Annotated in this window: 13 protein-coding genes; 2 read left to right on the top strand and 11 right to left on the bottom strand. The window is 68.4% G+C overall.

Annotated elements, in window-relative coordinates:
• Positions 1–11 precede the first annotated feature (11 nt).
• The 11 genes from rplT to DKM19_RS14315 form a co-directional block, all read right to left on the bottom strand.
• The gene (gene rplT / locus DKM19_RS14365) at positions 12–395 is read right to left on the bottom strand and encodes a 50S ribosomal protein L20 (RefSeq protein WP_089210685.1); all 384 of its coding nucleotides are present in this window, start codon (positions 393–395) and stop codon (positions 12–14) included.
• Between the two features lie 25 nt (positions 396–420).
• A complete protein-coding gene (rpmI, locus tag DKM19_RS14360; RefSeq protein WP_089210686.1) occupies positions 421–615 on the bottom strand; it encodes a 50S ribosomal protein L35 in 195 nt (64 codons plus the stop codon).
• Positions 616–745: 130 nt separating this feature from the next.
• Entirely contained in the window at positions 746–1,399 is a 654-nt protein-coding gene (gene infC, locus DKM19_RS14355; protein ID WP_305000327.1) for a translation initiation factor IF-3, read from the bottom strand.
• 438 nt (positions 1,400–1,837) lie between these two features.
• Positions 1,838–2,662, bottom strand: coding sequence for a shikimate dehydrogenase (locus DKM19_RS14350; RefSeq protein WP_110696124.1), 825 nt, complete (start codon positions 2,660–2,662; stop codon positions 1,838–1,840).
• Positions 2,659–3,834 (bottom strand): endolytic transglycosylase MltG, encoded by a 1,176-nt coding sequence (gene mltG, locus DKM19_RS14345; RefSeq protein ID WP_110696123.1) that lies wholly within the window; start codon positions 3,832–3,834, stop codon positions 2,659–2,661. The genes DKM19_RS14350 and mltG overlap by 4 nt, the downstream gene beginning before the upstream one ends.
• A 505-nt stretch (positions 3,835–4,339) precedes the next feature.
• Positions 4,340–4,852 (bottom strand): Holliday junction resolvase RuvX, encoded by a 513-nt coding sequence (gene ruvX / locus DKM19_RS14340; RefSeq protein ID WP_110705713.1) that lies wholly within the window; start codon positions 4,850–4,852, stop codon positions 4,340–4,342.
• Positions 4,853–4,905: 53 nt separating this feature from the next.
• Positions 4,906–7,578 (bottom strand): alanine--tRNA ligase, encoded by a 2,673-nt coding sequence (alaS, locus tag DKM19_RS14335; RefSeq protein WP_110696122.1) that lies wholly within the window; start codon positions 7,576–7,578, stop codon positions 4,906–4,908.
• Between the two features lies 1 nt (position 7,579).
• Positions 7,580–7,834, bottom strand: a complete 255-nt coding sequence (locus DKM19_RS14330; RefSeq protein WP_110696121.1) for a hypothetical protein — start codon at positions 7,832–7,834, stop codon at positions 7,580–7,582.
• A complete protein-coding gene (locus tag DKM19_RS14325) occupies positions 7,831–8,223 on the bottom strand; it encodes a DUF948 domain-containing protein (RefSeq protein WP_110696120.1) in 393 nt (130 codons plus the stop codon). Before DKM19_RS14325 ends, DKM19_RS14330 begins: the two co-directional genes overlap by 4 nt.
• Before the next feature lie 192 nt (positions 8,224–8,415).
• Positions 8,416–9,726 carry a replication-associated recombination protein A gene (locus DKM19_RS14320; RefSeq protein WP_110696119.1) on the bottom strand — a complete coding sequence of 437 codons (1,311 nt, stop codon included), beginning with the start codon at positions 9,724–9,726 and terminating at the stop codon, positions 8,416–8,418.
• Positions 9,727–9,755: 29 nt separating this feature from the next.
• Entirely contained in the window at positions 9,756–10,217 is a 462-nt protein-coding gene (locus DKM19_RS14315) for a DUF2231 domain-containing protein (RefSeq protein WP_110696118.1), read from the bottom strand.
• A gap of 198 nt (positions 10,218–10,415) precedes the next feature.
• On the opposite strand from DKM19_RS14315, the gene DKM19_RS14310 reads away from it, so the two are divergent.
• Both DKM19_RS14310 and DKM19_RS14305 read left to right on the top strand, forming a co-directional pair.
• A complete protein-coding gene (locus DKM19_RS14310; protein WP_110696117.1) occupies positions 10,416–11,303 on the top strand; it encodes a peptidylprolyl isomerase in 888 nt (295 codons plus the stop codon).
• Positions 11,304–11,492: 189 nt separating this feature from the next.
• Positions 11,493–12,701 carry a cytochrome P450 gene (locus tag DKM19_RS14305; protein ID WP_110696116.1) on the top strand — a complete coding sequence of 403 codons (1,209 nt, stop codon included), beginning with the start codon at positions 11,493–11,495 and terminating at the stop codon, positions 12,699–12,701.
• Positions 12,702–12,709: the final 8 nt, after the last annotated feature.

Here is a 12,709-nt window from a genome sequence, read left to right as displayed (position 1 = left end):
TCAGTGCTGGCTCAGCCGGCGACCGGCGCGTTCACGTCGGACGGGAGCGCCTTCTTGGCGGCCTCGACCAGAGTCGCGAACGTGGCGGTGTCGTTGACCGCGAGGTCAGCGAGGATCTTGCGGTCGACCTCGATGGAGGCGAGGCGCAGACCCTGGATGAGCCGGTTGTACGTGATGCCGTTCTGGCGGGCAGCGGCGTTGATGCGCTGGATCCAGAGACGGCGGAAGGTGCCCTTGCGGTCCTTGCGGTCGCGGTAGGCGTAGGTCATCGAGTGGAGCATCTGCTCCTTGGCCTTGCGGTACAGCCTGGATCGCTGACCCCGGTAGCCCTTCGCCCGCTCGAGAACGACCTTGCGCTTCTTCTTGGCGTTGATCGCCCGCTTGACGCGTGCCATGTGAATCTATCTCCCCGGGGGCCGGTTACTTAGCGAGCAGCTTCTTGATCTTCTTGGAGTCGGCATCGGAGAGCACGACATCGGACTTGAGACGGCGCATGAACTTGGACGACTTGTGCTCGGCGTAGTGCGCACGGTTGGCGCGACGGCGAACGAGCTTGCCGGAACCGGTCACCCGGAACCGCTTCTTCGCACCGCTGTGCGTCTTCATCTTCGGCATCTCAGCCGTCTCTCCCTCTATCGTGCCCATGTCCCGGGCCGGTGACCCAAGTCAAGGGCATGCCTGACTGCGAGACCGGACCCGGTCTCGGCTTGATCTCGCCACTACCTGATGGTTCAGGCTATGCGAGTCACTCCTGCGGAGCGGCTACCGCGTCACTGACCGACGCCTCATCCTCGACGAGGGTCTCGTCGGCGGCTGATGCCTGGTCCTCAGAAGGGTCCTCGTCATGCCGTGCCTTGGCCGCCGCCTTCTCGGCCTTGGCCTCGGCCTTCTTCTTGTGCGGGCCGATCACCATGATCATGTTTCGGCCGTCCTGCTTGGGCTGGGACTCGACGAAGCCAAGCTCCGTGACATCCTCCGCCAGACGCTGCAGGAGCCGGAAACCCAGCTCGGGCCGGGACTGCTCCCGTCCGCGGAACATGATCGTAACCTTGACCTTGTCGCCGGCCTTGAGGAACCGCACCACGTGACCCTTCTTGGTCTCGTAGTCATGCGGGTCGATCTTCGGCCGGAGCTTGATCTCCTTGATGATCGTGTACGCCTGGTTACGGCGCGCCTCGCGTGCCTTCATCGCGGACTCGTACTTGAACTTGCCGTAGTCCATGAGCTTGCACACTGGCGGGCGAGCCGTGGCTGCGACCTCAACGAGGTCGAGGTCTGATTCCTGAGCCAGCTTCAAAGCATCGCCGATGGAGACGATGCCCACCTGTTCGCCGTTCGGGCCGACGAGGCGGACCTCGGGCACGCGAATACGGTCATTGATGCGGGGCTCGGCGCTGATGGGGCCTCCTAGGTTTGCGATCCGCGGCCGTCCTTCGGACGGCTGCCACATGCTCGATCGTGCCGGGAGGTCGCAGAACGCACGCCGTTTCAGGTCGTAGAACGCGAAATGCCCCGCACGTCGCGCATGCGGGGCCACACGAACTCACAAGCATCTGACGCCGTAAGCTCTCCGGAATTACCCGGTGTGATCCTTGACCCGTCGACCTCGCGGTCAATCAGGTGGGAGATGAACCTCCGCTTGCGCGTCCGGCAGGCATGCCGGACCGATCGAGTAGTTACATTACCACAACCACGGACGCCGACCGAATCATCCCGGCGCATAACCGCCGAGTCGGCGTCCGGCGAATCCGTTGCGCGACGTCAAGACCATCGACATGCAAAAACCGCGCGAAAAGCCGGTCAACGCGGGGCTCCCGCTCCCATGGCCCGACGTCGGTCAGCTCGCCGGAGCGGCTCGCCTGACGATCTCGGCCCTGGCCGCCGCGCGCATCGCCTCGACGGGCACGTCCGTCCGGCCGGTCATCATCTCGACCTGCCGGACCGCCTGGTGCAGGAGCATCGGGAAGCCTCCGACGACGATGCCGCCGCCCCCCGCCACGGCCGTCGCCAGCCGGGTGGGCCAGGGCGCGTAGACCACGTCGAAGAGGGCGGGCACGCCCGACAGCAGATCGGCGAAGCCGTCGGCGGCCCCTGCGGGCAGGGTCGAGACGACCAGGTCCACCTCGAGCACGGTGTCGATCTTGTCGAAGGTCTGCACCGTCAGGGTCACGCCCAGCCGCTCGGCCACCTCGGCGGTCTCCCCGGCCCTGGCCGGGTCGCGGACCACCAGGGTGGCCTCGCCCAGGCCCAGCTCGCGCAGGGCGGCCAGCGCGGAGGCCGAGGTGGCCCCCCCGCCGAGGATCGTCGCCGCCCTGGGCGGGGCCACGCCCGCCTCGGCGAGCGCCTGGACGATGCCGTGGACGTCGGTGTTGTCACCGTGCAGGGCGCCGCCCGAGAAGATCACGGTGTTGGCCCCGCCGACCTCGACCGCGAGCTCGGAGACCGTGTCGAGCAGCGGCAGAACGGCCCGCTTGAGCGGCATGGTCAGCGACAGGCCCGCCCACTCGCGCCCGAGCCCGGCGATCAGGCCGCCCAGCCCCGCCTCGTCGCACTCGATCGCCTCGTAGCGCCAGTCGTGCAGGCCGAGGCCCTCGTAGGCGGCGCGGTGCAGGAAGGGCGACAGCGAGTGCGCGATCGGCGATCCCAGGACCGCCGCTCTCATCCGCCGGCCGCCTTGTTGCGTTCGTACTCCGCCTTGAGCTGGAGGAACTCGGTCTCCGTCGTGGCGAACTTGGTGATGCCCCGCTTGGTGTCGGTGGTCACGAACCAGACCCAGTCGCCCTTGGTCGGGTTGAGCGCCGCCTGGATCGCGTCGTCACCCGGATTGGTGATCGGCCCCGGAGGCAGGCCCGGATGCATGTAGGTGTTGTAGGGCGAGGTGCTCTTCAGATCCACGTTGGAGGCCTCGACGCCGTACTTGTTCAGCGCGTACATGAGCGTGCTGTCCATCTCGAGCTTGCGCACGGGGTCGCCGTCGAGCCGGTTGTAGATGACCCGCGCCACCTTGCCCATGTCCTGCTTGCTGCCGGACTCGGCCTGGACGATGCTGGCGATCGTCATGATCTCGTGCGAGGTGTGACCGAGCGCCTTGGCCTTGCCCTGAAGGTCGTCCTTGTTCGCGGTCTGGTTGAAGCGGTCGACCATCGCGGTCAGGATCTCGGCGGGCCCCATCTTGGGGGTGATCTCGTAGGTGGCCGGGAAGGCATAGCCCTCCAGCTTGCCCTTGGCGTAACTCGGCAGGCCCAGTCCCTTGCCGCTCCTGGCGACCTGCTGGAACTCCCTCAGCGGCTTGCCGGTCTTCTTGGAGAGCTGCACCAGGGTGTCGGACAGGCGCAGTCCCTCATTGATGGTGACCTTCTCCCGCAGCCGTTTGTTCGGGTCGAGCAGCTTGACGGCCTCGGCGGCGGACATCTGCTTGCGCATGCTGTACTCGCCCGGCTGCAGGGAGGAGCTCTGGCCCGCGCTCGCGACGGCGTTGGCGAACGCCTTGGCGCTCTTCACCACGCCCTGGTCCTGCAGGGTCTGGGCGACGTCGGTGGCGCTCTGGCCGTCCTTGATCTCCACCCGGACCTCGCCGGTGCCCAGTCCGACGTAGTCGTCGGGGGTGACCGCGTCCCGGAGCCACATGTAGCCGAAGAAACCACCGGCGCCGAGACCGCCCACGAGGACGATGATCGCCAGCATCGGCGCCAGGAAGCCACCCCTGTTGCGGCGCCGGCGCCTGCGGCGGCCTCGCCGTCCGCCGGAGTCACGCCCTGAGGATGTGCGAGATCCGCGCCGCGACCGACCATCGTCGTCGTCGGCGACCAGGAAGTCCATATCGAGATCGTTCATAGATGCGCTGGCCAATCTCCCGGTTGGGACGGCCTGGCGTCAAGCGGGTGTGCCAAACCGAAGGGGGACACCGGGCTGAAAGTCCCGGTCCGCCGGGCACCTTCCCTTAGCTTGTCGGTGCAGGTCGCCGCGTGCAGCAGAACGGGGGATGTCCCGCCGGGCATCAACGTCTCCCGAGGTATATGTCCAGCTCTTCCCGGTATCTCACAAACTCACTCTCTGTGTCAGTGAATTTCGTGATTCTATGCTCCAGATCGGTTGTAACACACCAAAACCAATCACCTCGGTCTGGTTGGAGGAACACGGCCGATGTCCTCTTCCCGGGATTCGCGACGAGACCGGGCTGCGGGCCGGGCCTGAAGTAGGTATTGCACGGTGACCTCATGGTGATGTCCTTCTCCGACATCCTGAGCGTCCTGCGCCCGTGCGCGCAACCGTGGTGGTGCCGGGCCGGAGTGACGTCCGGGCCCCGGTCCGGTTGTAGATCATTCTAGCGATCTTCGGCTCACTGGACGGCCCCGCCGCCCGGCTCTCCTCCGGACCGCTCATCCTCCGCGCTCTCCACGGGTGGGTCGACGGACCTCCCCGGCGGCCTGCCGGTGGCACGCTCGGCGTCCAGCGCCGCCTGGAGCAGCACGATGGCCGCCGCCTGGTCCACGACGCCCCGCTGGTTCTTGGCCTTGACCCCGCTGGCCCGCAGGCCGTGCTGGGCGGTGACCGTGGTCAGCCGCTCGTCGAACAGCCGCACCGGAAGTGGCGCCAGCCGTAGCGAGATCCGGGTGGCGAAGTCGCGGGCGGCCTCGGCCGCCCGCCCCTCACGGCCGGAGAGCGAGGTCGGCAGGCCGACCACGATCTCGACGACCTCGTGCTCGGCCGCGATCTCCGCGAGCCGATCCAGATCGCCCTTGCCGCGCCGGACGGTCTCCACCGGCGTGGCGAGCACTCCCGAGGGATCGCTACGAGCCACGCCGATGCGGACCGAACCGACATCGACACCCAACCGAACGCCGTCTCTCATCATCCCTGTCCTCACCCTCCTGGCCGGTTACGGCTCGAGGGTGTCATCTCTTGTCAGGCGAGCGTCTGGACGATCGCCTGCTCGACCGCGCCGAGCGCGTCGCCGATCGCCTCGGCACGCACTCCGCCGCCCTGGGCGACGTCGTCCTTGCCGCCACCGCCACCGCCGAGTGCCTTGGCGGCGACACCGACGAGGCGGCCCGCCTTCAGACCCCGCAGGCGCCCCGCCTCGTTGACCGCGGCGACGACGACCGGCCGGTCGCCGGGAACACCGGCGACCACGACGACCGCGGCGCGGTCGCCCGAGAAGCGGCCGCGCACATCAAGGGCAAGCTTACGCAGATCATCAGGAGAGGTTCCATCAGGCGCGCGGTGCGTCACAACGGAGACTCCCCGCAGATCACGGGCACTTTCCGCCATTTCACCCGCGCCCTCGAGCACCTGGGCGGAGCGCAGCGTGGCCAGCTCCTTCTCCGCGGTGCGCAGCCGGGTGACGATGCCCTCGATCCGCTCGGGCAGCTCCTCCCGCCGGGCCTTGAGCTGCTCGGAGAGCTGGGAGACGAGCACGCTCTCCCTGGCGAGGAAGCGGAAGGCGTCCAGACCGACCAGGGCCTCCACCCGGCGCACCCCGGCGCCGATCGAGGCCTCTCCCAGCACCTTGACCAGGCCGAGCTGGCCCGAGCTGGCGACGTGGGTGCCGCCGCACAGCTCGCGGGAGTATTCGCCGACCTCGACGATGCGGACCGTCTCGCCGTACTTCTCACCGAACAGGGCCAGCGCGCCCATCGCCCGGGCCTCGGCCTGGGAGGTGTGGAAGGCGTTGACCTTGAGGTCGTTGATCAGGACGGCGTTGACCTCGTCCTCGACCTCGCGCAGCAGGCTGGGCGCCACGGCGCCCGAGGCGGTGAAGTCGAAGCGGAAGCGGCCCGGCGAGTTCTCGGAACCGGCCTGCGCCGCCGTCTCGCCCAGCGCGTTTCGGAAGCCGCGATGCACCAGGTGCGTGGCGGTGTGGCTGCGGGAGATGGCCCGGCGCCGCTCGACGTCGATCTCGGCCTGGGCCTGGTCGCCCACCAAGATCTCGCCGGTGCGGACCTTGCCCCGGTGCACGACGACTCCGGAGACCGGGGACTGCACGTCCACGATCTCCACCTCGGCCCCGCCGGTGCGGATGACGCCCTGGTCGGCGAGCTGCCCGCCGCCCTCGGCGTAGAACGGGGTGCGGGCGAGCACGACCTCGACCGACGTGCCGGCGCCGGCCGCGGGGACCGAGACGCCGTCGACGAGGAGGCCGACGACCTCGGACTCGGCGCTCACCTGGTCGTAGCCCAGGAACTCGACCTTGCCGGTCTTCTCCAGGAGCCGGCCGAACACCGAGATGTCGGCGTTGCCGGTCTTCTTGGAGGCGGCGTCGGCCTTCGCCCGGTCGCGCTGCTCCTTCATCAACCGGCGGAAGCCCTCTTCGTCGACCTGAAGGCCCTGCTCGGAGGCCATCTCCAGGGTCAGGTCGATCGGGAAGCCGTAGGTGTCGTGGAGCTGGAAGGCCTGGTCCGCGGCGAGCGTGCCCTGCCCCTTGCGCTTGATCTCCTCCGCCGCCACGTCGAAGATCGCGGTGCCGGTGCGGAGGGTGCCCAGGAAGGAGGCCTCCTCGGCGTCGATGACACCGTGGATCTGCGGGGCGTCGGCCTTGAGCTCGGCGTACTGCTCGCCCATCACCTCGATGGTCACCGCCGTGAGCTCGTGCATGTAGCGCTCCTCGCCCGCGCCGAGCAGGCGCAGGTTGCGGATGGCGCGGCGCAGGATCCGGCGGAGCACGTAGCCGCGGCCCTCGTTGGAGGGCAGCACGCCGTCGGCGACGAGCATCACGCCGGTCCTGACGTGGTCGGCGATGATCCGCAGGGAGACGTCGGCGCGCTCGTCGCGGCCGTAGCGCGTCTTGGTGAGCTCGGCGGCCCGGTCGAGGATCTTGTAGGTGGTGTCGATCTCGTAGATGTTGTCGACGCCCTGCAGGATCGCCGCCATGCGCTCCAGGCCCATGCCGGTGTCGACGCTCTTGGCGGGCAGCTCACCCGAGATGTCGAAGTCCACCTTGGTGCGGACCTCGCCGAGCTGGAACTGCATGAAGACGTTGTTCCACACCTCGAGATAGCGGTTCTCGTCGGCGATGGGACCGCCGTCGCGCCCGTACTCGGGGCCGCGGTCGTAGTAGATCTCGCTGCACGGCCCGCCGGGACCCGGCACGCCCATGTGCCAGTAGTTGTCCTCGAGGTCGCGGCGCTGAATGCGCTCGGCCGGGATGCCGACCTTGTCGTGCCAGATGTTGAAGGCCTCGTCGTCGTCGAGGTAGACGGTGACCCAGAGCTTGTCCCCGGGGAAGCCGAAGCCGCCCTCGGACTCGGGCTTGGTCAGCAGCTCCCAGGCGAGCGGGATCGCGTCTTCCTTGAAGTAGTCCCCGAACGAGAAGTTGCCGAGCATCTGGAAGAAGCTGGCGTGCCTGGTCGTCTTGCCAACCTCGTCGATGTCGAGGGTGCGGACGACCTTCTGCGCGCTCGTGGCCCGCTTGAAGGGCGGCTTCTGCTGGCCCAGGAAGTAGGGCTTGAAGGGCACCATGCCCGCGTTGACCAGAAGCAGCGTCGGGTCCTCGGCGATGAGGCTGGCCGAGGGCACGACGGTGTGCCCACGCTCCTCAAAGAAGCGCAGGAAGCGGCGGGCGATCTCTGCCGACTCCATGTCAGCGGCCATCCTTTACCTTGTAGTGATAGGTGTTTTCCACAGTGTCGAGCCCGAACCTGGACCGCAACTCGGTTTCTCGCCTGGCCGCGCCCTCAAGGGCGTCTCCGGTGAGATCCCTCACCTGCTCCAGGGCGCCGGTGGCGTTATGCACGGCGCGACGGACCAGGTGGTTCGGATGCAGTGCCTGAAGCTTACGCATGACCCACACCGCGCCGAACGCGCCCAGGGCCATGTAGAACAGTCGCCGGATCATCGCCGCCGCCTCTCCAGCGCCCGGGGGCTCGTCCTGCCGCGCCGGTGGGCGGAGAGGGCCTGCCGGATGCCGTGGCCGAGCGCCGCCACCTTGATCAGCGGTCCGGTGACCAGGCTCTGGGTGATGTTACTGACCTTGGCCACGTGCCCGCTCACCTGCTTGACGTCCAGGGCGATGGCCTCGACGGCGACCAGCTGGCGGTTGGTCTGGCTGACGGCCACCGCGGCGTCCTCCAGCAGCGGCACCACGCGGTCGCTCAGCTCGGAGACCATCTTGGTGGTCTCGGTGAGCAACCGGGCCAGCTTGACCAGAACCACGGCCATGAAACAGACCAGGATCGCCCAGGCCATGGCGACGATCAGTCCGGCGACCTCTCCTGCGGTAAGCATGCGCCGATCTCCTTAGTTCACCCGGCTGGAATGGGCAAGACCCTATCGCGTCTTGCCTCGCTCCCTCCGGCATGCCGGGTCACGACGTGTGCCCCGTTCGCCGGCCGCCCCCGGACGCGTCCACGCGGAGCCGCGCGGCCGGCGAAGATCATGAGGGCTCGGCGCACGGCAGGGACGGTCTCCTCCGGGTGGCTACTGACCGCGCAGGAAGGATCGGATCTTGGACCAGCGGTCGGCGAAGCCCGCTTCGGCGCCGTGCCGGGTGGGCTGGTAGTAGCGGCGGTCCCTCAGCTCCTCCGGGGCGTAGTCCTGGCGGACCAGCCCGTGCTCGAAGTCGTGGGGGTATTTGTAGCCCTTGCCGTGGCCGAGTGTCTTGGCTCCCCCGTAGTGGGCGTCGCGCAGGTGGTTCGGGACGTGACCGATGTTGCCCCGCCGTACGTCCTCAGAGGCCGCTCCGATGGCGTTGACGACCGCGTTGGACTTGGGGGCCAGCGCGCAGTGGATGACCGCCTGAGCCAGGTTGAGCCGTCCCTCGGGCAGGCCGATGAACTCCACCGCCTGGGCCGCGGCCACCGCGATCTGCAGGCAGGTGGGGTCGGCCATGCCGACGTCCTCGGAGGCGAAGATGACGATCCTGCGGGCGATGAACCGCGGGTCCTCCCCCGCCTCGATCATCCGGGCGAGGTAGTGCAGCGCGGCGTCGGCGTCGGAGCCGCGCATGCTCTTGATGAAACCGCTGATCACGTCGTAGTGCTGGTCGCCCTGACGGTCGTATCTGACGGCCGCCTTGTCCACCGCGCGCTCCACCACCTCGACGGTGATCTCGTCGCCGGTGATCAGCGCGGCGGCCTCCAGATAGGTGAGCGACCTGCGGGCGTCTCCCCCGGCCAGGCGCACCAGGTGCTCGGCGGCCTCGGGCGCCAGCCGTACTTTCCCGTCGAGGCCGCGGGGGTCGGCGACGGCGCGCTCCAGCACCACCCGGATGTCGTCCTCGGACAGCGACTCCAGGGTCAGCAGCAGCGAGCGCGACAGGAGCGGGGAGATGACGGAGAAGAAGGGGTTCTCGGTGGTCGCGCCGATGAAGGTGACCCAGCGGTTCTCCACCGCCGGCAGCAGGGCGTCCTGCTGGGCCTTGTTGAAGCGGTGCACCTCGTCCACGAACAGCACGGTCTGGCGGCCGGACATGCCGAGCTCGCGCCGGGCCTGCTCGATGGCGGCGCGGACGTCCTTGACGCCCGCCGACACCGCGGAGACCTCGATGAAGCGGCGCTTGGTGACACCCGCGACCACATAGGCGAGGGTGGTCTTGCCGGTTCCCGGCGGGCCCCACAGGAACAGCGACATCGGCGCCTCGGCCTCGACCAGCCTGCGAAGCGGCGTGCCGGGGCCCAGCAGGTGCCGCTGGCCGATCACCTCGTCCAGGCCCCGCGGGCGCATTCGCACCGCCAGGGGCTCATGGCCGCGATGGGCCTCTTCCGCCGCCACATCGAACAGGCTGTCCACGGTCAGACATTACCGTCAGGAGACACGCCTCAGCTCCCCCAGGCCGCGGTGGCCCCGCTGTGTCCGGCGCGCACCACGTAGTAGAGCGCCACGACGGCCAGGACCACGGTCAGACCCGAGACGGCCAGTCTCACCGGGCGGCCGAACCGATCACCGCGCGAGACGTGGACGAGTCCCAGCGAGACCAGGCCGAGCGCCACGGTGGAGATCAGCAGGGGGACGGCGAAGCTGTGGTGCTCGGCGATGCGCCTGCCAAGCTCACCGCCGGCGGAGGAGAACCGGCTCTCCAGCAGCGCCTCGCCGCTCAACTTGGCCGCGAAGACCGACACCGGGACGACCGGCGCGAGCCCCACCAGCGCCCAGGTGGTCACGCCGCGCGTGCGCGGCGCCAGGGCGTACACGATGGCGAGCACCGCGAGGAGCGGCGTCAGGATCACGGGGACGTGAATGATCAGGGGGTGGAGGGGCAGGCCCAGGATCTCGTTAAACATGCATCTCTCCGATCATCTGCGGATCAGCATTAGTAAGTACGGATCACACCATGAACGGGTTATGGGCAGCGTGAAGCACCACATATACCCCTTCACCCCCACGCGGTAGATTTCGCCACTTACATGCAACACACGCTGAGGCCGGTACGCTTTCGGCCAGTCAGTAGTCATGCAACAGTAATCCTGGAGGACATAGCGGTGAGCGGCGAGGACCGCCAGAGCCAGCTGGCTCGGGAGCACAAGGAGCGGCAGGCGCAGCGTGCCGAGCAGGCGCCGCCCAAGACCAAGCGGAACGCTCTCATCGGAGCGGTCGTCGCAGCGGTCGTCGTCGTGGGAGGCCTGATCGCCGCGACGACGTTGCTCGGGGGTGCCGACAAGGCCGACCCCGCAGCCGCCAGTTCGCCGGCGCCCTCGGACAGCTCCCTCGCACAGCTGAATCCCACCCCGGCGCCCAGCGGTTCGGTCAACCCGGCCAAGGTGACCTGTACGTACAAGAAGGACACCAGCGGCAGCCCGGCCAAGAAGGTGGGCATGCCGCCGAGCAAGCCCAACATGAAGCTGAAGACCATGACGATCACCACCAACCACGGTAACGTCGTGATCGATCTTCTGACCGCGCAGTCCCCCTGCGCCGTCAACTCCCTGGCCTTCCTGGCCAGCAAGAACTTCTACGACAACACCAAGTGCCACCGCCTGGCCACCCCGGAGAACTCCGGTCTGGGCCTGCTGCAGTGCGGCGACCCGCAGGCCAAGGCCGACGGCAAGAACCCCACCGACGGCCAGGGCAGCTCGGGTTACGTCTTCGACGACGAGCTCTCCGCGGGCGTCCAGTACGTCCCGGGCGTCGTGGCCATGGCGAACGGCGGCCCCAACGCCAACGGCAGCCAGTTCTGGATCTCGCTCTCGGACGAGACCACCCAGCTCGACCCGGTCTACACCCCCGTCGGGACCGTCTCCAAGGGCATGGACATCCTCGACAAGATCTTCAAGGGCGGGTGGATCACCAACCCCGCGGACATCACCGGCGACGGCGGCTCCAACGCCCCGAAGATCCCGGTGATCATCAAGGATGTGAAACTCTCCTAGCGAGATTCCGATCAGGACACGGAATGGGATGCCCCGGCGGTCAGGTGACCGCCGGGGCATTCTGCTTCCACCGCGGGATCTCACCGGATCCCAGCCCCTGTGATCCCAATCACAATCGGGCGATACCGGCATTTACAGGGCCAAACTAATACCGGAAGACGTGTAATCCATCTCACCGAGGGTGCACCGATGTCTGAGAAGCTACCGATCGAGTTCGTGTTCAACCCGGAGTTCGGCAGGGATCCCTACGCCGCCTACGCCACGCTTCGAGACGAGGGGCCGGTTCACGCGATCGACCTCCCGCCCGGAATGGACGCGTTCCTGGTGATCGGCTACGAGCACGGCCGGCAGGCGCTCAACGATCCCCGGCTGGCCAAGGGCATGAGCCGGGGACCGGCCCGGTTCCGCGAGTTCACCTCCACCGACAACCCGGTGCTCGCCCACAACATGCTCAACAGCGACCCACCCGACCACACCCGGCTGCGCCGCCTGGTCTCCAAGGCGTTCACGCCGCGGCGGACCGAGAGCCTGCGGCCACGCATCCAGGAGATCACCGACGGTCTCATCGACGCGATGGCCGCCAAGGGACACGCCGACCTGCTCGACGACTTCGCCTTCCCTCTGCCGATCATCGTGATCTGCGAGCTGCTGGGCGTTCCCGCCGAGGACCGCAACGACTTCCGCGAATGGTCGACCAGCCTGGTCAGCCCGGCGCGCGACGAGGAGCAGACCCGGCACCGCGCCGAGACGGACGCCGCCACCCGCGCCTACTTCACCCGGCTCATCGCCGAGCGCCGGGCCGAGCCCCGCGACGACATGGTCAGCGCGCTGGTCGCCGCCAGCGACGAGGAAGAGCTGCTCAGCGAGCAGGAACTGCTGGCCACGCTCACGCTGCTGCTCATCGCCGGGCACGAGACCACGGTCAACCTGATCGGCAACGGCATGCTGGCCCTGCTGACCCACCCCGACCAGCTCCAGCTGCTGCGGGACAAGCCCGAACTGCTGCCCTCGGCGATCGAGGAGTTCCTGCGCTACGACGGGCCGGTGGAACGGGCCACGTTCAGGTTCGCCGCCGAGGACCTGGAGATCGCGGGCGTCCACATCCCCAAGGGCAGCATCGTTCACATCTCCCTCGGCGCGGTCGACCACGACCCGGAGGCGTTCGACGCCCCCGAGACCCTGGACATCGCCCGGACCGAGAACCGCCACGTGGCCTTCGGGCACGGCATCCACTTCTGCCTGGGCGCGCCGCTGGCGCGGCTGGAGGCGCAGATCGCCTTCGGGACGCTCCTGCGCCGCCTGCCCGGCCTCGCGCTCGCCTGTGCGCCGTCCGAGATCGCCTGGCGCCAGGACGGCTCGATCATCCGCGGGCTGCGGGCGCTGCCGGTCGGTTTCTGACCCGGCAT

Origin of the sequence: Streptosporangium sp. 'caverna', assembly GCF_003203775.1 — a bacterium.
Classification (GTDB): Bacteria; Actinomycetota; Actinomycetes; order Streptosporangiales; family Streptosporangiaceae; genus Streptosporangium; species Streptosporangium subroseum.
This window is presented reverse-complemented; position numbering and strand designations above follow the sequence as displayed.

Bases quoted from the DNA above. Each gene is read 5' to 3' on its own strand.
- rplT (WP_089210685.1), bottom strand. From the start codon at position 395: ATGGCACGCGTCAAGCGGGCGATCAACGCCAAGAAGAAGCGCAAGGTC.
- DKM19_RS14330 (WP_110696121.1), bottom strand. From the start codon at position 7,834: ATGATCCGGCGACTGTTCTACATGGCCCTGGGCGCGTTCGGCGCGGTG.
- ruvX (WP_110705713.1), bottom strand. From the start codon at position 4,852: ATGAGAGACGGCGTTCGGTTGGGTGTCGATGTCGGTTCGGTCCGCATC.
- DKM19_RS14350 (WP_110696124.1), bottom strand. From the start codon at position 2,662: ATGAGAGCGGCGGTCCTGGGATCGCCGATCGCGCACTCGCTGTCGCCC.
- DKM19_RS14315 (WP_110696118.1), bottom strand. From the start codon at position 10,217: ATGTTTAACGAGATCCTGGGCCTGCCCCTCCACCCCCTGATCATTCAC.
- DKM19_RS14305 (WP_110696116.1), top strand. From the start codon at position 11,493: ATGTCTGAGAAGCTACCGATCGAGTTCGTGTTCAACCCGGAGTTCGGC.
- DKM19_RS14325 (WP_110696120.1), bottom strand. From the start codon at position 8,223: ATGCTTACCGCAGGAGAGGTCGCCGGACTGATCGTCGCCATGGCCTGG.
- mltG (WP_110696123.1), bottom strand. From the start codon at position 3,834: ATGAACGATCTCGATATGGACTTCCTGGTCGCCGACGACGACGATGGT.
- alaS (WP_110696122.1), bottom strand. From the start codon at position 7,578: ATGGAGTCGGCAGAGATCGCCCGCCGCTTCCTGCGCTTCTTTGAGGAG.
- rpmI (WP_089210686.1), bottom strand. From the start codon at position 615: ATGCCGAAGATGAAGACGCACAGCGGTGCGAAGAAGCGGTTCCGGGTG.